19 protein-coding genes are annotated in these 19,037 nt (G+C 73.9%); 15 read left to right on the top strand and 4 right to left on the bottom strand.

The window, feature by feature from the left end; genetic code table 11:
* Positions 1–119: 119 nt before the first annotated feature.
* Positions 120–959 carry a DNA-formamidopyrimidine glycosylase family protein gene (locus ACFPK1_RS03760; RefSeq protein WP_378019536.1) on the bottom strand — a complete coding sequence of 280 codons (840 nt, stop codon included), beginning with the start codon at positions 957–959 and terminating at the stop codon, positions 120–122.
* 52 nt (positions 960–1,011) lie between these two features.
* On the opposite strand from ACFPK1_RS03760, the gene ACFPK1_RS03755 reads away from it, so the two are divergent.
* Together ACFPK1_RS03755 and ACFPK1_RS03750 are read left to right on the top strand one after the other, a co-directional pair.
* Entirely contained in the window at positions 1,012–1,443 is a 432-nt protein-coding gene (locus ACFPK1_RS03755) for a nucleoside deaminase (protein ID WP_378019561.1), read from the top strand.
* An 88-nt stretch (positions 1,444–1,531) separates the two neighbouring features.
* Positions 1,532–1,945, top strand: a complete 414-nt coding sequence (locus ACFPK1_RS03750) for a DUF6069 family protein (RefSeq protein ID WP_378019535.1) — start codon at positions 1,532–1,534, stop codon at positions 1,943–1,945.
* Between the two features lie 43 nt (positions 1,946–1,988).
* On the opposite strand, the gene ACFPK1_RS03745 is transcribed toward ACFPK1_RS03750, so the two are convergent.
* On the bottom strand, positions 1,989–2,672 hold the full coding sequence (locus tag ACFPK1_RS03745; protein ID WP_378019534.1) for a TetR family transcriptional regulator: 684 nt from the start codon (positions 2,670–2,672) through the stop codon (positions 1,989–1,991).
* An 80-nt stretch (positions 2,673–2,752) separates the two neighbouring features.
* On the opposite strand from ACFPK1_RS03745, the gene ACFPK1_RS03740 reads away from it, so the two are divergent.
* The 10 genes from ACFPK1_RS03740 to ACFPK1_RS03695 are packed head-to-tail and all read left to right on the top strand — an operon-like array spanning position 2,753 to position 14,726.
* On the top strand, positions 2,753–4,255 hold the full coding sequence (locus ACFPK1_RS03740) for an AMP-binding protein (RefSeq protein WP_378019533.1): 1,503 nt from the start codon (positions 2,753–2,755) through the stop codon (positions 4,253–4,255).
* On the top strand, positions 4,252–5,481 hold the full coding sequence (locus ACFPK1_RS03735) for an acyl-CoA dehydrogenase family protein (RefSeq protein ID WP_378019532.1): 1,230 nt from the start codon (positions 4,252–4,254) through the stop codon (positions 5,479–5,481). Before ACFPK1_RS03740 ends, ACFPK1_RS03735 begins: the two co-directional genes overlap by 4 nt.
* Positions 5,478–6,299, top strand: a complete 822-nt coding sequence (locus tag ACFPK1_RS03730; protein ID WP_378019531.1) for a TIGR03084 family metal-binding protein — start codon at positions 5,478–5,480, stop codon at positions 6,297–6,299. Before ACFPK1_RS03735 ends, ACFPK1_RS03730 begins: the two co-directional genes overlap by 4 nt.
* Positions 6,296–7,918, top strand: coding sequence for an acyl-CoA carboxylase subunit beta (locus tag ACFPK1_RS03725; RefSeq protein WP_378019530.1), 1,623 nt, complete (start codon positions 6,296–6,298; stop codon positions 7,916–7,918). The genes ACFPK1_RS03730 and ACFPK1_RS03725 overlap by 4 nt, the downstream gene beginning before the upstream one ends.
* A gap of 4 nt (positions 7,919–7,922) precedes the next feature.
* Positions 7,923–9,848, top strand: a complete 1,926-nt coding sequence (locus ACFPK1_RS03720; protein WP_378019529.1) for an ATP-binding protein — start codon at positions 7,923–7,925, stop codon at positions 9,846–9,848.
* Complete coding sequence (locus ACFPK1_RS03715) at positions 9,845–11,578, top strand: acyclic terpene utilization AtuA family protein (RefSeq protein ID WP_378019528.1); 1,734 nt, start codon at positions 9,845–9,847, stop codon at positions 11,576–11,578. Before ACFPK1_RS03720 ends, ACFPK1_RS03715 begins: the two co-directional genes overlap by 4 nt.
* The gene (locus ACFPK1_RS03710) at positions 11,575–12,627 is read left to right on the top strand and encodes a TIGR03617 family F420-dependent LLM class oxidoreductase (RefSeq protein ID WP_378019527.1); all 1,053 of its coding nucleotides are present in this window, start codon (positions 11,575–11,577) and stop codon (positions 12,625–12,627) included. Before ACFPK1_RS03715 ends, ACFPK1_RS03710 begins: the two co-directional genes overlap by 4 nt.
* Positions 12,627–13,769 (top strand): acyl-CoA dehydrogenase family protein, encoded by a 1,143-nt coding sequence (locus ACFPK1_RS03705; protein ID WP_378019526.1) that lies wholly within the window; start codon positions 12,627–12,629, stop codon positions 13,767–13,769. Before ACFPK1_RS03710 ends, ACFPK1_RS03705 begins: the two co-directional genes overlap by 1 nt.
* 55 nt (positions 13,770–13,824) lie before the next feature.
* Positions 13,825–14,307, top strand: a complete 483-nt coding sequence (locus ACFPK1_RS03700; protein WP_378019525.1) for a GNAT family N-acetyltransferase — start codon at positions 13,825–13,827, stop codon at positions 14,305–14,307.
* 17 nt (positions 14,308–14,324) lie between these two features.
* Entirely contained in the window at positions 14,325–14,726 is a 402-nt protein-coding gene (locus tag ACFPK1_RS03695) for a hypothetical protein (RefSeq protein ID WP_378019524.1), read from the top strand.
* A gap of 20 nt (positions 14,727–14,746) precedes the next feature.
* Here ACFPK1_RS03695 and ACFPK1_RS03690 read toward each other — a convergent pair whose 3' ends face one another.
* The gene (locus ACFPK1_RS03690; protein WP_378019523.1) at positions 14,747–14,968 is read right to left on the bottom strand and encodes a hypothetical protein; all 222 of its coding nucleotides are present in this window, start codon (positions 14,966–14,968) and stop codon (positions 14,747–14,749) included.
* A 98-nt stretch (positions 14,969–15,066) separates the two neighbouring features.
* Between ACFPK1_RS03690 and ACFPK1_RS03685 the strand changes: the two genes are divergently transcribed.
* Together ACFPK1_RS03685 and ACFPK1_RS03680 are read left to right on the top strand one after the other, a co-directional pair.
* A complete protein-coding gene (locus tag ACFPK1_RS03685; RefSeq protein ID WP_378019522.1) occupies positions 15,067–16,395 on the top strand; it encodes an O-acetylhomoserine aminocarboxypropyltransferase/cysteine synthase family protein in 1,329 nt (442 codons plus the stop codon).
* A complete protein-coding gene (locus ACFPK1_RS03680) occupies positions 16,392–16,859 on the top strand; it encodes a CoA-binding protein (protein WP_378019521.1) in 468 nt (155 codons plus the stop codon). Before ACFPK1_RS03685 ends, ACFPK1_RS03680 begins: the two co-directional genes overlap by 4 nt.
* On the opposite strand, the gene ACFPK1_RS03675 is transcribed toward ACFPK1_RS03680, so the two are convergent.
* Positions 16,860–17,498: a response regulator gene (locus tag ACFPK1_RS03675; RefSeq protein WP_378019520.1), complete on the bottom strand. Its 639-nt coding sequence runs from the start codon at positions 17,496–17,498 to the stop codon at positions 16,860–16,862.
* 137 nt (positions 17,499–17,635) lie between these two features.
* On the opposite strand from ACFPK1_RS03675, the gene ACFPK1_RS03670 reads away from it, so the two are divergent.
* Positions 17,636–19,036 carry a cytochrome ubiquinol oxidase subunit I gene (locus ACFPK1_RS03670; RefSeq protein ID WP_378019519.1) on the top strand — a complete coding sequence of 467 codons (1,401 nt, stop codon included), beginning with the start codon at positions 17,636–17,638 and terminating at the stop codon, positions 19,034–19,036.
* The last annotated feature ends 1 nt before the right edge of the window (position 19,037 follow it).

Raw genomic sequence — 19,037 nt, 5'->3', positions numbered from 1 at the left:
CCTGCTCACGACCGGCGGGCGCACGATCTGAGGCTAGAGCTCACAGCCCTGTCGGCCAGAGTGCTGACCCGCCGGCCGCTACCAGCGCCGAGCCTTCCATGCGAACCCGGCACCCCCCATTAGTCGGCCTGCTCCGCCGAGCACCACCACGTCGTCCGGCCGCCGACGGTGCCCCGCTCCATCGGCGCGCCGCAGCGCGGGCACGTCTCGTCCTTGGCGCGGTGCGGGATCACCTCGCCCGTGTGCACCCCGCCCTTCGTGATCGCGTCGCGGGTGGCGCGGCGCAGGGTGCGGCGCAGGGCGTCGAGCTCGTCGACCGAGAGCTCGCCCGCCGGGCGCGACGGCGAGAGCTTCGCCTCCCACAGGGTCTCGTCGGCGAGCAGGTTGCCGACGCCGGCGAGCACCGACTGGTCGAGCAGCTTCGCCTTGATCGCCACGACGCCCCTGCCGACGCGCGCCCGGAACTCGTCGCGGGTGATCTCGGCGGCGTCCGGGCCGAGCGCGTCGACGTCGGGCTCGAGGTGCACGCGCCCGAGGCGGCGCTTGTCGAACAGCCGCAGCTCGCCGCCGTCCTCGAACGTCATCCGGAAGCGGTCCCACTCCGGCTTGTCCGGCCGCTCGCCGGCCTTCTTCGGCATGCCGCCGACGTGCGGGTCGCCGCCGGCGTAGAGGCTCTCGGCGTCCCCGGACGGGCCCGTGACGAAGATGCGCCCGCCCATGCCGAGGTGGATGCCCAGGTGCGGGCCGTCGGCGCCGTCGGCGGTGACGGTGTCGCACCACATGGTCTTGCCACGCCGGTGGGCGACGGTGAGCCGCCCGCCCTTGAGCGCGTGGTCGATCTCGCCGGGCCCGTGCGGGCGGCAGACGAACTCGTCGGTGTCGTCGATGCTCGCGATCACCCGGTCCAGCGCCTTCTCGACGACCTGGCGGGCGTTCTCGACCTCGGGGAGCTCGGGCACGCGACCTATTCTGCGGCGTGGCAGCGTGGGCAGCGTGCTGAGTCCCGCCGCCATGCTCGCCGTCGCCCTCGAGGAGGCCCGCGCCGGTGCGGCAGCGGGCGGTGTGCCCGTCGGCGCGGCGCTGTTCGGCGCCGACGGCGAGGTCCTCGGACGCGGCCACAACAGGCGGATCCAGGACGGTGATCCCGCCACCCACGGCGAGACGGCCGCGTTCCGCGCCGCCGGACGCCGCCCGCACTACCGCGACACGACGATGGTCACGACCCTCTCGCCGTGCTGGTTCTGCGCGGGCCTGATCCGCCAGTTCCGCATCCCGCGGCTGATCGTCGGGGAGGCGGAGAACTTCGGCGGGCAGCACGCGTGGCTCGCCGACCAGGGCGTCGAGGTGTCGGTGCTCGACGACCCGGCCTGCGCGGCACTCATGGCGGCCTTCGCCGCCGAGCACCCCGAGGCGTGGCTGGAGGACATCGGCGGGCCCGAGTAGAAGATTCTCCCGGGAGCGTGTCGAAAGCGGTCACCGCCGTTCGACCTCTGGGCAGAACCGCCCCACAGGCACCGACCCGGAGGTCACCATGTCCGTCATCACCGCTCCCGCCGCCACCACCCGCATCCCGTCCACCGTGCGGGCTCGGGGACTCGCCGTCGTCGGGGCCGGCGCCGCGGCGCTCGCGGGCTGGACGGTCGGCGCGCTGCTCGGCGCCGACTACTGGATCACCGACGTGCAGGGCACCGCCCGCGTCGACATCTCCGCCGCCGTCGTCAGCACGATCGTCGTCGCGCTGCTCGGCTGGGCGCTCCTCGCGGTCCTCGAGCGGGTCGCCACCTGGGGTCGCACCGCCTGGACCTGGCTCGCCGTCGGCGTGCTGGCCGTCTCGATGACGCCGATCGGCCTGGTCGAGGCGACCGCGTCCACGCGGATCGGCCTGATGATCGCCCACCTCGCCGTCGCCGCCGTCCTCATCCCGGCGTTCACCCGGGTGCGCTGACGAGCAGGTGAGCACCATGGAGTGCTCTGGCACTCCATGGTGCTCACCTGCGCGGAGCGCACACCTCGGTCACGCACGCGGCGACCGGGCCGTGCGGGTCGGCGGCGACCGCGCCGAGCTCGTCGGGCACCCCGAGACCGCGCAGCAGCGTGCGGCAGAACTCGGCGGCGACGTCCTCGGGGCGCAGCCGGCCCGCCGGGTCGAACCAGGTCCACATCCAGTGCAGCGAGCCGAACATCTGCAGGCTTCGCAGCCGGGCGTCGCCGGGGACGAACACCCCCGCCTCCTCGCCCTCGCGCAGCGCCGCGATCACGAGGTCGCGGTACGCGTCGCGCTGCGCGCGCGCCGTCTCCATGCCCGGCTCGTCGGTGAGGCGCACGACCTCGCGCTGGAACGCGACGGTGGTGGCCGGCTCGAGGGTGGAGTAGCGCACGCCGGCGTGGACGAACGCGGCGATGCGCTGCTCGGGGGCCGGGAGCCGGGCGAGGAACGCGTGCGCCTCGTCGAGACGCCGGCCCATGTAGCGCTCCTGGACCTCGGCGAGCATCCGGTCCTTGGTGCCGAAGTGGTGGACGATCGTGCCCTTGCTCATCCCCAGCTCGGCGGCGACGTCACCGAAGTTCGCGCGGTCGTAGCCGCGCTCGGCGACGTGACGGGTGAAGGTCGCCAGGATCTCGTCGCGCCGCCCGCCGCGGGGACGACCCGGGGCCACCACCGGTCCGGCCACGACACCCCCTTGAAAACTGACCGCACGTACGGGCAGAGTAGCGCAGGTCACGACGGAGTGGGGCGGAACGGAGGCCGGCGATGGACGGTGGGATCGCCGACTGGATCGCCCGGCGGGCGCGGCGCCGGCCGGGGCACACGGCCCTCGTCGACGTCGCCACCGGCGCCCGCCACGACTACGCCACGCTCGACCGTCGGGTCGGGGCGCGGGCCGCCGCCCTGGCCGCGCTCGGCGTCGGGGTCGGGGCGCGGGTGGCCCTGCTCGGCGAGAACTCCGCCGCCTACCTGGAGTGGCTCTTCGGCGCGGCGCGGATCGGCGCGGTGGCCGTGCCGGTGAACCACCGGCTCGCGCCGGCCGAGGTCGCGCACGTGCTGGGCGACTCCGGGGCGACGGTGCTCGTGCGCTCGACGGCGTTCGCGACCCTCGCGGACGCGTCGCTGGCGGCGCTCACCGGACCCGCGCCGGCGGTCGTGGAGCTCGGCGCCGAGCCGGGCACGGACACCGTCGCGGCGCACCCCGCCGCGGGCGACGACCCCTGCGTGATCATGTATACCTCGGGCACCACGGGCGTCCCCAAGGGCGCGGTGCTCACGCACGACAACATGCTGTGGAACGCGATCAACATGGTCACCGCGGGCCCCGGCATCGGCGGCGCGGACGTGACGATCGCGGCGGCGCCCCTGTTCCACATCGGTGCGCTCGGGCTCTCCGCGCTCCCCCTGCTCTACGCCGGCGGCACGGTGGTGGTCGTCCCGGCGTTCGACCCGGCGGCGTTCGCCGCCCTCCTCGCCGCCGAGGGCGTCACCACGCAGTTCCTCGTGCCCGCGATGTGGGCGGCGCTGACCCGGCTGCCCTCGCTGCCGGACCTGCCGGACCTGCGCTGGGCGATCTCGGGCGGGGCGCCGTGCCCGGTCACCGTCATCGAGCACTTCACCGGCCTGGGCTGGACGTTCACCGAGGGCTTCGGGATGACCGAGCTCTCCCCCGCCGCGCTCTTCCTCGACGCCGCCGACGTGCTCACCCACGCGGGGTCGGTGGGGCGCCCGTTCCTGCACGTCGACGCGCGGCTGGTGGCGCCGAACGGGGAGGACGTCGGCGTCGGCGAGGTCGGTGAGCTGGTGCTGCGCGGCCCGACGGTGTTCGCCGGCTACTGGAACCGCCCGGAGGCCACGGCCGAGGTGCTCCGCAATGGGTGGTTCCACTCCGGCGACCTGGGCGTGCGCGACGCCGAGGGCTTCGTGACGCTCGTCGACCGCAAGAAGGACATGATCATCACGGGCGGCGAGAACGTCTACCCGGTCGAGGTCGAGCAGGTCCTGCACCGCCACCCGGCGGTCGCCGACGTCGCGGTCGTCGGCGTCGGGGACGCGCAGTGGGGCGAGACGGTGCTGGCGGTCGTGGTGGCCGCGGGCCCGCTGGACCCCGACGACGTGATCGCCTTCGCCCGCGAGCGCATCGCGCACTTCAAGGCGCCGCGGCGCGTCGAGGTCGTCGAGGAACTGCCGCGCAACGCCACCGGCAAGCTGCTCAAGCGGGTCCTGCGCGAGCAGTTCGCCGGGCAGGCCGAGGCGGTCCGCCGGTGACGCGCACGCCTCCCGTCCCGAGCGAAGGGCACCTTCGGTCGGGTAGATCGAGCGAAGGGCACCTTCGCTCGGAAACGGTCAGCGCCCACGACGCGTGGTCGACGCCCGAGCGCCGGGCGCTGCGCGAGCTGGTCGCCGACTTCACCGCCCGCGAGATCGTGCCCCACCTCGACCGCTGGGAGGACGAGGGCGAGCTCCCGCGCGCGCTGCACGAGCGCGCCGGGGCGCTGGGCCTGCTCGAGCTGGGGTTCCCGGCCGCCGCCGGCGGCGTCGGCGAGCACCTCGACGCCTGCCTCGTCGCCGAGCAGCTGATCCTCTCCGGCGGGTCGAGCGGGGTCTGCGCGGGCCTGTTCACCCACGGGATCGGCGTCCCGCACATCGCCGCCGCCGGCGACCCCGACCAGATCGCGCGCTTCGTGGCGCCGGCCCTCGCCGGGCGGATCATCACCGCGCTGGGGATCACCGAGCCCGACGCCGGCTCCGACGTCGCGGCGCTGACCACCCGCGCGCGGCGGGACGGCGACGACTACGTCGTCGACGGCGCGAAGACGTTCATCACCTCGGGGACGCGCGCGGACATCGTCACCACCGCCGTGCGCACCGACGGCGAGGGCCACCGGGGCATCTCGCTGCTGGTGATCGAGACCGACCGGCCCGGGGTGTCGCGCTCGCGGCTGCGCAAGATGGGCTGGCACTGCAGCGACACCGCGGAGCTGCGCTTCGACGGGGTGCGCGTCCCGGCGGCGAACCTCGTCGGCGCCGAGGGCACCGGCTTCCGCCAGATCATGGTCAACTTCGCGGCCGAGCGGCTGTCGATGGCCGTGCAGGCGTACGCGACCGCGCAGCGCTGCGTGGACCTCACCGTCGACTGGGCGCGGTCACGGCGGACGTTCGGTGCGCCGCTCGCCCAGCGCCAGGTCGTCCGCCACCAGATCGCCGAGATGGCGCGCGAGGCGACGGTGGCGCGGACGTACGTGCGGGACGTGATGGCGCGCTGGCAGGCGGGGGCCGACGTCGTCACCGAGGTCGCCATGGCCAAGAACACCGCGGTCGCGGCGTGCGACGCCGTCGTCGACCGCGCCGTCCAGCTGCACGGAGGGATGGGCTACATGCACGGCGTGGAGGTCGAGCGCCACTACCGCGACGCGCGGATCCTCGGGATCGGCGGCGGGGCGACCGAGATCATGAACGAGGTCGTGGCGGGGCGCCTGGGGCTGGAGGCATGAGCGCCCCCTCCGTCGAGTCGTTGCTGGACGACCTGGACGCCGAGCGCGCGGCGGTGATGGCGATCGTGCGGGAGCTCCCGCGGGCGTCGTGGACGCTGCCGACGCGCGCCGAGCCGTGGACGGTGCGCGACCAGATCGCCCACCTCGGCTGGTTCGACGGGGCGTTCGCGCGGGCGATCTCGACGCCGGCGGAGTTCGAGGCGGAGCGCGACGCGGTCACCGACATCGCGGGCTACGTCGACCGGACGCTGGGCGAGGTCCCCGAGGTCGGGCCCGCGGCGCTCGCGTACTGGCAGGACGCGGCGCGGGCGTTCGACCGCGCGGCGCGCGCCTGCGACCCGTCGGCCCGCCTGCCCTGGTACGGGCCGTCGATGTCGCTGCGCTCGGCGATCACCAGCCGGATCATGGAGACCTGGGCGCACGGCGGCGACGTCGCCGACGCCGTCGGGGCGCGCCTCGCGCCGACCGACCGGCTGCGCCACGTCGCCGACATCGCCGTCCGCGCCCGGGCGCAGGGCTACCGCGTGCGGGGCCGGGACGTCCCCGAGGTCCCCGTCCGCGTCGAGCTCACCGGCCCGTCGGGCGAGACGTGGCGATGGGGCGAGCCCCACGTGAGTGATCTGGGTCGTCAGGACGACCCAGATCACTCACGTGGCGAAGCCATCACCGGCGATGCCGAGGAGTTCTGCCTCGTGCTGGTGCGCCGGCGCCACGTCGACGACACCGCGCTGCAGGTCACCGGGGACGCCGCGCGCGAGTGGATGGAGCTCGGCCAGGCGTTCGCGGGGGCGCCGGGGAAGGACCCGGTGCGGGCATGACCCTCGACGTCTCCCCCGCCGCCGTCCTGGGCTCGCGGCTCGACCCGTCCTCCCCGGAGTCCGCCGCCGACCGCGCGGCGATGCTCGACGCGCTGGCCGGCGTCGACGAGATCGCCGCGACGGTGCTCGCCGCCGGCGGGGCCAAGTACGTCGACCGCCACCACGAGCGCGGCAAGCTGACCGCCCGCGAGCGCGTCGACCTGCTCCTCGACCCCGACGCCGCGTTCCTCGAGATCGGCGCGCTGGCCGGGGCGCACGAGCCCGACCTGACGACGCCCGGCGCGGGGCTGGTGGTCGGCATCGGGGCCGTCAGCGGCGTCGAGTGCATGGTCGTCGCGAACGAGCCGACGGTGAAGGGCGGCTCGATCACCCCGATCGGCGTCACCAAGCAGCTGCGCGCCCTCGAGATCGCCGAGCGCAACCGGCTGCCGGTGGTCGCGCTCGTCGAGTCCGGCGGCGCCGACCTGCCGCGCCAGGCCGACCTGTTCGTGCCCGGCGGGCGCACGTTCCGCGAGATGACGCGGCTCTCGGCGGCGGGCATCCCGACGATCGCCGTCGTCTTCGGCTCCTCGACCGCCGGCGGCGCCTACATGCCGGGGATGAGCGAGTACACGGTGTTCGTCCGCGGCCAGGCGACGGTGTACCTGGGCGGGCCGCCGCTGGTGAAGATGGCGATCAACGAGGACGTCGACGACGAGACGCTCGGCGGCGCGGAGATGCACGCGCGCGAGTCGGGCCTCGCCGACCACCTCGCCGCCGACGAGCGCGACGCCCTGCGCCTCGGGCGCCGGATCGTCGCCGACCTGGGCTGGCGCAAGGCCGGGCCCGGGCCGTCGCTGCCCGCCGATCCCCCGCGGTTCGACGCCGAGGAGCTGCTCGCGTGCGCCGCGTCGGACGCGAAGCGCAGCGTCGAGGTGCGCGACGTGCTGGCCCGCGTGCTCGACGGCTCGCGGTTCGACGAGCACAAGCCGCTCTACGGCACGACGCTCGTCTGCGGCTGGGGCTCGATCGGCGGCTTCCCGGTCGGCGTGCTCGCGAACAACGGGATCCTGTTCTCCGAGGAGTCGCAGAAGGGCGCGCAGTTCGTCCAGCTCGCGAACGCCCGGTCGATCCCGCTGCTGTTCGTCCAGAACATCACCGGGTTCATGGTCGGCTCGGCCTACGAGCGCGGCGGGATCATCAAGGACGGCGCGAAGCTGATCAACGCGGTGTCGAACAGCGAGGTCCCGCACCTGACGCTCATGGTCGGCGCGTCCTACGGCGCCGGGAACTACGGCATGTCCGGGCGCGCCTACGACCCGCGCTTCGTGTTCACCTGGCCCAACCACCGCATCGCGGTGATGGGCGGCACGCAGCTCGCGGGCGTGATGTCGATGGTGCAGCGGCGGTCGGCGGAGCGGGCGGGGCGTGAGTACTCCGAGGAGGCCGACGCCGCCACGAAGAAGGCCATCGAGGACGCCGTCGAGGCGCAGTCGAACGCCGTCTACGCCTCGGGGCGGATGTGGGACGACGGCGTCATCGACCCCCGCGACACCCGCACCGTGCTGGGCCTGGCGCTGTCCGCGGTCCACTCGGCCCCGATCGCCGGCGCGACCCGCTTCGCGCCGTTCCGGATGTGAGGACATGATCAGCACGCTGCTCGTGGCCAACCGCGGGGAGATCGCCCGGCGGGTGATCCGCGCGGCGCGCACGCTGGGCGTCCGCACGGTCGCGATCTACTCCGAGCCCGACGCCGACGCCCCGCACGTCGCCGAGGCCGACCGGGCCGTCGCCCTGCGCGGGTCGACGAGCGCCGAGACGTACCTCGACGCCGAGCAGGTCCTCGCCGCCGCGCGGGCCACCGGTGCCGACGCCGTGCACCCCGGCTACGGCTTCCTGTCGGAGAACGCGTCCTTCGCGCGCGCCTGCGCCGGCGCCGGGCTGACGTGGGTCGGGCCTGACCCGGCGTCGATCGAGGCGATGGGCGTCAAGCACACCGCCAAGGCCCTTGCGCGCGAGGCCGGGGTGCCGACGCTGCCCGACGCGCTGCTCTCCGGTGACGACCCGGAGGAGTGGACGCGCGCCGGCGAGCACGTCGGCTTCCCGCTGCTGGTCAAGGCCAGCGCGGGCGGCGGGGGCAGCGGGATGCGGGAGGTCCGCGCGCCCGACGCCCTCGCCGACGCCGTCCGCTCCGCCCGCGCCGAGGCCGCCCGCAGCTTCGGCGACGACACCGTCTTCCTCGAGCGCCTCCTGGACGCCCCGCGCCACATCGAGATCCAGGTCCTCGGCGACGCGCACGGGCACGTGGTGCACCTCGGCGAGCGCGAGTGCTCGATCCAGCGCCGGCACCAGAAGGTCGTCGAGGAGGCGCCGTCGCCGGCCGTGTCGCCGGAGTTGCGCGAGCGGATGGGCGCCACGGCCGTCGCGCTCGCGGAGAAGCTGGGCTACGTCGGCGCCGGGACGGTGGAGTTCCTGCTCGACGAGGACCGGTTCTTCTTCCTCGAGATGAACACCCGGCTGCAGGTGGAGCACCCCGTCACCGAGGAGGTCCACGGCGTCGACCTCGTCGCGCTGCAGGTGAGCATCGCCGACGGGGAGCCCCTGCCGTTCGCGCAGGCCGACGTGCGGCCCCGGGGACACGCGATCGAGGTGCGCCTCTACGCCGAGGACCCGGCGCACGACGACCGTCCGAGCCCCGGCACCCTGCACCGCTACCGCCATACTTCTTCCGGCGACGACGCCCTGCGCTGGGAGGACGCCCTCGGCGACCACGGCGAGGTCAGCGCCTTCTACGACCCCATGATCGCCAAGGTGATCGCCCACGCCCCGACGCGCACGGCGGCCGCGCGCAAGCTCGCCGCCGGGCTGGCGCAGGCCGACATCCACGGCCCGGCCACCAACCGCGACCTGCTCGTCGCCGTCCTGCGCGACCCCGACTTCCTCGCCGGCGAGACCCGCACCGACTTCCTCGAGCGCCACGCCGACCTGCGCACCCCGCCGCCCGCGACCCCGCGCGTCGTGCACCTCGCGGCGGCCGTGGCGTGCACCTCGGCGGCGCGCCGGGAGCACGACCCCCTCGCGCACCTCGCCCCACCCGGCTGGCGCCTGCTCCGTGGCGCCCCGAGGCCCGCGGTCACCTGGGAGGGACCCGACGGCGAGGTCGTCCCCGCCCTCGGGGGCGTCGGCCTGCGCGACGTCACCCCGGACGGCGCGCGGGTCACCCTCGACGGCGTCGAGTACCGCTGCCGCGTCGCCCACCACGCCGGCGTCGCGTACGTCGACGACGGCGAGGGCCACAGCGCGTGGCGCGAGGTCCCGCGCCTGCCCGCCCCCGACGCCGCCGCGGGCGGGGCCGGGCCGGTCAGCGAGGTCCCGGGCACCGTCGTCGAGGTGCTGGTGCGCGAGGGCGAGCACGTCGTCGCCGGGCAGAAGCTCGTCGTGCTCGAGGCCATGAAGATGGAGCACCCCGCCCTCGCCGCCGCCGACGGTGTCGTCGAGACCGTGCACGTCGCCGTCGGCCAGTACGTCGAGGCGCACGCCACGCTCGTCACGCTGGGAGCACACGAGTGATCGCCGTCGCCAACATCTCCGGCTTCTACGGCGACCGGCTCGCCGCGGCCCGCGAGATCGTCGACGCGCATCTCGAGGGCCGCGTCCACGTCGACGTCCTCACCGGCGACTGGCTCGCCGAGCTGACCATGGGCCTGCTCGCCAAGCAGCGCGAGCGCGGCAAGGGCGGCTGGGCGTCGACGTTCGTGCGCCAGATGCAGGACGTGCTCGCCGACTGCCTCGACGCCGGCATCCTCGTCGTCGCCAACGCCGGCGGGCTCGACCCGGCGGGCTGCGCGGCCGAGATCGCGGCGATCGACGACCGCGCGCGGGTCGCGTGGGTCGGCGGCGACGACGTCACCGACGTCGTCGTCGGGCTGCCCGCCGAGCAGACCGCGCACCTCGAGACCGGCGAGCCGATCCCGGAGAAGCCGCTGGTCGCGAACGCCTACCTCGGGTGCCGCGGGATCGTGTCCGCGCTCGAGGCCGGGGCGAACGTCGTCGTCACCGGGCGGGTCACCGACGCCGCGGTGGTCGTCGGGCCCGCGGCGTGGCGCCACGGGTGGGGGGCGGGCGACCTCGACGCGCTGGCCGGCGCGGTCGTCGCCGGGCACGTCATCGAGTGCGGCGCGCAGGCCACCGGCGGCAACTTCTCGTTCGCCGGCGAGCTCCCCGGCACCGAGCACGTGGGGCTCCCGGTCGCCGAGATCGCGGTCGACGGCTCCGCGGTGATCACCAAGGCGGCGGGGACGGGCGGGGCGGTCACCGTGGAGACGGTGACCGCGCAGCTGCTCTACGAGGTCGACGGGCCGCGCTACCTCACGCCCGACGTCAGCGCGCGGCTCGACACCGTCACGCTGTCCCAGGACGCCCCCGACCGCGTCCGCATCACCGGCACGCGGGGCGAGGCGCCGCCGGACACGGTCAAGGTCGGCGCGATCGTGCCCGCGGGCTGGCACAACGAGATGACCTTCGTGCTCACCGGCCTCGACGTCGAGGCCAAGGCGGAGCACGCGCTCGCCGCGCTGTGGGCCGGCGTGCCGGGCGGGCGCGACGCCTTCGACCGCGTCGAGACCCGGCTGCTGCGCGCCGACGTCCCCGATCCCCGACGGTTGACCGACGCCGTCTCCCTGCTCACCGTGGCTGTCGCCGGGAGCCGGGAGGCCTGCGCGCGGCTCTCCCGCGCCGCCGTCGAGACCGCGCTCGCCGGCTACCCCGGCTTCTTCGCCACCACCCCGCCGGGCCCGGGCAGCGCCGCGAGCGTGTTCTGGCCGATCCTGCTGCCGGCCGCCGACCTGCCCCAGCTCGTCGGCCTCGCCGACCGGACGTGGACGGTGCCGCCGCCCGCCGTCGAGCCGAGCGAACGGGGACTTCGCGCGCCTAGAAGCAGCGAACAGCGCGTTCGCTCCGACAGCACGGTGCACGCACCCCTGGGCCGTCTGGTCGGCGCGCGCTCCGGCGACAAGGGCGGCAACGCGACGCTCGGGCTCTGGGCCCGCGACGACGACGCGTACGCGTGGTTGAGCAGCTGGTGGGACGACGAGCACGTCGCGTGGCTGCTCGGCGAGGACGCCGCCGGGTGCACCAGGCGGCTCTGGGCGTTCCCGGCGCTGCGCGCGGTGGGCGTCACCGTCGTCGGGTTCCTGGGGCGCGGGGTCGCCGACAACCTCGCGCTCGACCCGCAGGCGAAGGGGCTCGGCGAGTTCGTCCGGGCCCGTCACGTGGACATCCCCGAGGAGCTGCTGCGATGAAGGTCGACGCCACCGTGGTCACCGGTGGGCTCAGCGCGTTCGCCGACGACGCCGTCACCGCGGAGACGGCGGGCTACGACGCCGTGTGGGCGTCCGAGACCCAGCACGACCCGGCCGTGATGATCACGCTCGCGGCCACCCGCACCGAGCGGATCACCCTCGGCACGGCGATCACCGTCGCGTTCGCCCGCACCCCGATGACGACCGCGATGACCGCCAACGACCTGCACGAGGTCACCGGCGGGCGCTACATCCTCGGGCTGGGCACGCAGATCAAGCCGCACGTCACCAAGCGCTTCTCGATGCCGTGGTCGCGGCCCGCCGACCGCATGCACGAGTACATCCGCGCCGTCCGCGCGATCTGGGACGCCTGGGCCACCGGGGAGCGCCTCGACTTCCGCGGTGAGTTCTACACGCACACGCTCATGACGCCGTTCTTCTCGCCCGGCCCGAACCCGTACGGGAACCCCCCCATCCACCTCGCCGGCGTCGGCCCGCGGATGACGGCGGTGGCGGGCGAGGTCGCCGACGGGTTCATGGCGCACGCCTTCTCCACCGAGCGCTACCTGCACGAGGTGACGCTGCCGTCGCTGCGCGAGGGCTTCGAGCGCGGCGGCAAGGACGGCACCGGCTTCGAGTTCTCGGCGACCGCGCTGATCGCGACCGGGAACACCGAGGAGGAGTTCGCCGCGTCGATCAAGGACGTGCGCCGCCAGGTGGCGTTCTACGGGTCGACGCCCGCGTACCACCCGGTGCTCGAGCTGCACGGCTGGGGCGATCTGGCCCGCGAGCTCAACACGCTCTCGAAGCGGGGCGAGTGGGACGCGATGGGCGAGGCGGTCGACGACGAGGTCCTGCACACGATCGCGATCGTCGCCGAGCCCGACCAGGTCGGCCCCGCGCTGGAGGCCCGGTTCGGCGGCGTCGCCCAGCGCATCCCGCTCTACGCGCCGTCCGGGTCGCAGACCGACCGCTGGGGTCCGGCGCTCCGCCATCTGCAGGGAGACGCAGCGCAGCGGAGCTCGACCCGTCGAGGAGGAGTGAAGTAGTGGTCGCGTTCACCGAGGAGCACCAGGCGTTCCGCAAGACCGTGCGGACGTTCGTGGAGCGGGAGATCGACCCCTACGTCGACCAGTGGGAACGCGACGAGCGGATGCCCACCCACGAGCTGTTCGCCAAGCTCGGCGAGCTGGGCTTCCTGGGCCTCGAGTACGACCCGGCCTACGGGGGCGGCGGCGCCGACCACCTGTTCGCGGTGGTGCTGGCCGAGGAGATCGGGCGCGCGGACGCCGCCGGGGTGGGCATGGCGATCGCCGTGCAGACCGACATGGCGACCCCGTCGCTGCACCGCTTCGGGTCCGAGGAGCTCAAGCAGCGCTACCTGGCCCCGGCGATCCGCGGCGAGATGGTGACCGCGATCGCGGTCAGCGAGCCCGACGCCGGTTCGGACGTGGCCGGGCTGCGCACCCGGGCCGTCCGCGACGGGGACCACTGGGTGATCCACGGCTCGAAGCTCTACATCACCAACGGGGTCCAGGCCGACTGGCTGTGCCTGCTCGCGCGCACGTCCGACGAGGGTGGCGCGCGGGGGATGTCGCAGATCATCGTGCCCACGGACACGCCCGGGGTGTCGGTGTCCCGGACGCTCGACAAGCTGGGCAACCGCTGCTCGGACACCGCGGAGCTGTCGTTCGACGGGGCGCGGGTGCCGGTCGCCAACACGATCGGCCGCGAGGGCCGCGGCTTCCAGCAGCAGATGGCGCAGTTCCAGAACGAGCGGATGGTGGCCTGCTACGGCCGCGTCGCCGCCTGCGAGCGGGCATTGGACCGCACCGCCGCCTACCTCCGGCAGCGCGAGGCCTTCGGCGGCCCGCTGATCCAGAACCAGTACCTGAGCTACCAGCTCGCCGAGCTCTACGCCCGCGTCGACATGTGCCGGCACTACAACTACGCGTGCGCCGAGGCGTACATGCGCGGCGAGGACACCTCACGGTTCGCGACGATCGCCAAGCTCGCGATCGGGCGGCTCTGCGAGGACGTCGCCCGCACGTGCCTGCAGTACCACGGCGGCCTGGGCTACATCGAGGAGACGTGGACCGCGCGGTTCCTGCGCGACATGCGGATCACCTCGATCGGCGGCGGCGCCGACGAGGTGATGCTCCAGGTGATCGCCAAGATGCACGGCATGTAGGTCCGTTCGGCCGATGTGAGCGATTTTCGGGGCTATAGCCCCGAAAATCGCTCACATGGGGATCGAGGTGCGGCCGCTGCCGCCGGAGCAGGCGGTGACGCTGCTGACCGAGCCGGAGGCGTTCGCGGAACGGTTCGGGCTCACGCTCGTCGAGGGCTACCTCGCGTTCCCCGAGGCCCTCGAGCCCACCGTCACCGCGCTCGAGGGCGGCGTGGACCCGCGGTGGTTCGCGCACCTCATCGTCGAGGGCACCGAGGTCGTGGGGCTCGGCGGGTTCACCGGCCCGCCGACCGACGGCGAGGTCGAGATCGGCTACTCGGTCGCCCCGTCGTGCCAGGGGCGCGGGGTGGCGACGGCGGCGGTCGGGCTGTGGCTGGAGCGGGCGGCGCGCGGCGGGGTCCGGCGCGTCCGGGCGCACACGCGGCCCGAGGAGAACGCCTCGGTCCACGTGCTGCGCCGCCACGGCTTCGTGCGCGACGGCGAGGTCGCCGACCCGGACGAGGGGACCGTCTGGCGCTGGATCCGGGACCTCCCGTGATCCCCTACGGTGACGCCGTGACCGTGCCGACCTCCGTCCAGCGCTCCTTCCAGCTCTGGATCGCCGCCGTCGTCGTGGGCGTGCTCGGCAGCGTGTTCTCCCTCGCGACGTCGGCGACCGTGCCGAACGGCTACCTCGCCGCGGGCGGCATCGTCGGGGTGGTCATCGGGCTGCTGTTCCTGGCCGCGCTGGTGTACCTCGCCCTGCGGATGCGCGGGGGCGAGAACTGGGCACGCGTGGCGCTCAGCGTGCTCGGCGGGGTCTCCGCGGTGTTCACCGTCATCGGCGTGCTGCTCACCGCCGGTCTGGGCGTGAGCCTCGGCGCGATCTCGACGATCGTGAGCCTCGTCCAGGCCGCGCTCATCGTCGCCGCGATCCTGTTCTCCTTCCAGGCGCCGGCGAACGCGTACTTCCGCTGAGCTCCCCTCAGGCAGGCCCCTCACGCATGGTCGACCGTCGACGCGCCCGCGCAGTGCGCACAGCAGTAGAACCGCCCGTCGACCTGGTGGCCGTGGCCGATGATCGTCACCCCGCAGTGCTCGCACCGCGGCGCCATCTTGTGGATCGCGCACTCGAAGCTGTCGAACGTGTGCGACGCCCCTTGCGCGCGGATCTCGAACGCCATCTCGTAGTCGTTGCCACAGGTCTCGCAGACGGCCATGTGATGCCTCCTTCGTCGGATGCGGATCGGGGAGGCCTTCCCAGCCATGCGCATCCGGCAACCCTTCGCGGGACGCCTCGGTGCGGTAGAACGTGGTGGTGGCAGGAGAGGACCGTCCCTGGGGCTTCCGCACGCGCGCGGTGCACGCCGGCGCCGTGCCCGACAGCGCGACCGGGGCCCGCGCCGTACCGATCTACCAGTCGACGAGCTTCGTCTTCGAGGACACCGCCGACGCCGCGAACCTGTTCGCGCTCCAGAAGTACGGCAACATCTACAGCCGGATCGCGAACCCCACCGTCGCGGTGCTCGAGGAGCGGCTCGCGAGCCTGGAGGGCGCCCTCGGGGCCGTCGCGACGGCGTCCGGGCAGGCCGCCGAGTTCCTGACGTTCGCCACGCTGGCGGGCGCCGGCGACCACATCGTCGCCTCGGCCGCCCTCTACGGCGGCACGGTCACCCAGCTCGACGTGACCCTGCGCCGCTTCGGCGTCGACACGACGTTCGTCTCCGGCGACGACCCGGACGCCTTCCGCGCCGCGATCACCGACCGCACGCGGTTCGTGTTCGCCGAGATCGTCGCGAACCCGTCGGGCGAGGTGACCGACGTGGCCGCGCTCGCCGAGGTCGCCCACGAGCGCGGGCTCCCGCTGATCATCGACTCGACGATGGCGACGCCCTACCTGTGCCGGCCGATGGAGCACGGCGCGGACATCGTCATCCACTCGGCGACGAAGTTCCTCGGCGGCCACGGCACGACCATCGGCGGGGTGATCCTCGAGTCGGGCCGGTTCGACTGGGGCAACGGCAACTTCCCGCAGATGACCGAGCCGATCCCGTCGTACGGCGGGCTGACGTGGTGGGGCAACTTCCAGGAGTACGGCTTCCTCACCAAGATCCGCTCCGAGCAGCTCCGCGACATCGGGGCGACGCTGTCGGCGCACTCGGCGTTCCTGCTGCTCCAGGGCATCGAGACGCTGCCGCAGCGCATGGACGACCACGTCGCCAACGCCCAGCGCGTCGCCGAGTGGCTCGAGGCCGACGACCGGGTCGCCTGGGTCAGCTACGCGGGCCTGCCCGGCCATCCCCACCACGAGCGGGCGCGGCGCTACCTGCCGAAGGGCCCGGGCGCGGTGTTCAGCTTCGGGGTGCGCGGGAGCTCCGGCAGGGAGGACGCGGCGCGCGCCGCCGGGCGGAGATTCATCGAGTCGGTCCAGATGTGCAGCCACCTCGCCAACATCGGCGACGCCCGCACGCTCGTGCTGCACCCCGCCTCGACCACCCACCAGCAGCTCACCGCCGACCAGCTGCGCGAGGGCGGCGTGCGTCCCGACCTCATCCGCATCAGCGTCGGCATCGAGGACCCCGAGGACATCCTCTGGGACCTCGACCAGGCCCTCACGGCAGCGACCAAGGGAGAGGCGACCACGTGACCTGGACCCCGCCGTCGGCGCAGGAGCGCCAGGCGATCCTGCGCAAGACCCACAGCGTCGCGATGGTCGGCGCCTCGCCCAACCCGGCGCGGGCGTCGAACTTCGTCGCGACCTACCTGCTCTCCACCGACTACGACCTGTACTTCGTCAACCCGAACGCGAGCGAGATCCTCGGGCACCCCGTCTACCCATCGCTCGACGCGCTGCCGGTGGCGCCCGACCTCGTCGACGTCTTCCGCCGCCCCGAGGACCTCCCCGACGTGCTCGACGCGACGATCGCCGCCGGGGCGTCGACGTTCTGGCTGCAGTTCGGGCTCTACGACGAGGCGCTGGCCGAGCGCGCGGAGGCGGCCGGGCTCGCCGTGGTCATGGACCGCTGTCTCAAGGTCGAGCACGCCCGCTTCCACGGCGGCCTGCACCTGGCCGGGTTCGACACCGGGGTGATCAGCTCGCGCAGGCGCTGATCACCCGCGGCGGCGCCGCACCTCGGTCGCGAGCACGGCGGCCTGCACCCGGCGCTCCAGGCCCAGCTTGGCGAGCAGCCGCGTGATGTGGTTCTTGACGGTCTTCTCGGCGAGGAACAACCGCTCGCCGATCTGCCGGTTGGTCAGCCCCTCGCCGATGAGCTCGAGCACCGCGTGCTCCTGCGGGGTCAGGTCGGCGGTCGGGTCCGGCGCCTCGGGCGGGGTGCGCAGCGTGGCCATCAGCACGGCCGCGGCGCGGTGGTCGAGCAGCGAGCGCCCGGACCCGACGTCGCGCACCGCGGCGGCGATGTCGCTGCCCCGCACGTCCTTGATGACGTAGCCCGCGGCGCCGGCGAGCACCGCGTCGAGGATCGCCTGCTCGTCGGTGAACGACGTGAGCATGAGGCACGCCAGTTCCGGCCGGCGCGAGCGCAGCTCCCGGCACAGCTCGACCCCGTTGCCGTCGGGCAGGCGCACGTCGAGCACCGCGACGTCGGGGCGGACCGCGTCGACGCGGACGAGCGCCTCGGCGACCGTGCCCGCCTCTCCGACGACCTCGAGGTCGGGCTCGTCGGACAAGAGACCGGCCACGCCCCGGCGGACCACCTCGTGGTCGTCGACGAGGAAGACACGGATCACGCCCGCGAGCGTAGGCGCCGTGAGGCGATCAGGGACCGAGGTCCCCTCCACGGGGGACCTCGGGGACCTGACCGGGACCCCCTCGCCGCACCGAGGCTGGACGCCGTCACCCCACCACGAGGCGAGCGAGGCGAACGGTGTCGGCACTGGATGCGGCGCGATGGCAGTTCGGGATCACGACGGTCTACCACTTCTTCTTCGTCCCGCTGGCGATCGGGCTGTCGCTGCTCGTGGCCGTCATGCAGACGGCATGGCACCGCACGGGCGCCGAGCACTGGCTGCGGGCGACCAAGTTCTTCGGCAAGCTGTTCCTGATCAACTTCGCGATGGGCGTCGTCACCGGCATCGTCCAGGAGTTCCAGTTCGGGATGAACTGGAGCGACTACAGCCGCTTCGTCGGCGACGTGTTCGGCGCCCCGCTGGCGATCGAGGGCCTCGTCGCGTTCTTCCTCGAGTCGACGTTCCTCGGCCTCTGGATCTTCGGGTGGGACCGGCTGTCGCGCCGCGTGCACCTGGCCTGCATCTGGCTGGCCGCGATCGGCACCGTGCTCTCGGCGTACTTCATCCTCGCCGCGAACTCCTGGATGCAGCACCCCGTGGGGTTCCGGTTCAACCCCGGGACGGGGCGGGCCGAGCTCACCGACTTCGCCGCCGTGCTGACGCAGGACACGGCCCTGGTGACCTTCGCGCACACGCTGACGGCGGCGCTCGTCGTCGCCGGCGCGGCCGTGATGGGCATCAGCGTCTGGTTCCTGGCGCGGCGGAGGGAGGACGCCCTCTTCCGGCCGGCGATGCGCCTCGGCGCGTGGACGGTGATCGTCGCGAGCGTCGCCGTGGTGGTCAGCGGCGACGTCCAGGCCAAGATCATGACCGAGCAGCAGCCGATGAAGATGGCCGCCGCCGAGGCGCTCTACGCGACCAGCGCGCCCGCGTCGTTCTCGCTGTTCACCATCGGCAGCCTCGACGGCTCCCAGGAACTGTGGAGCGTGCGTGTGCCCGGCGTGCTCTCGTACATGGCGACCGGCTCGGTCGACGGCACCGTCGAGGGCATCAACGACGTGCAGCGCGACGAGCAGGCGCGCTACGGGCCCGGCGACTACCGGCCGATGGTCCCGGTGACCTACTGGACGTTCCGTTTCATGATCGGGTTCGGGGCGCTGGCGGGACTGGTGGCGGTCGGCGCGCTGTGGTTCGGGCGCAAGGACCGGGTGCCGAGGCGCTGGTTCGCCCGCGTCGCCCTGCTGTCGATGGCGCTGCCGCTGCTCGCGAACTCCATGGGTTGGATCTTCACCGAGATGGGCCGCCAGCCCTGGGTCGTGTACGGGCAGCTGCGCACCGCCGACGGGGTCTCGCCGTCGGTGGGCCTCGGGTCCGTGCTCACCTCGCTGATCGTCTTCACGCTGCTCTACGGCGGCCTGGCGGTGATCGAGGCCTGGCTGCTCGTGCGCACGATCCGGTCCGGCCCGGCGCCCGCCCCACCCCCGGAAGCGGTGTCCCCCCGCGAGGACGCCGACCGCCCCTTCGCCGTGGCCTACTGAG

This window comes from Actinomycetospora rhizophila (genome assembly GCF_042657905.1).
In the GTDB taxonomy this organism is placed as follows: domain Bacteria; phylum Actinomycetota; class Actinomycetes; order Mycobacteriales; family Pseudonocardiaceae; genus Actinomycetospora; species Actinomycetospora rhizophila.
Note: the sequence above shows the minus strand (reverse complement) of the source record. Positions and strands in the feature narration are given on the sequence as shown.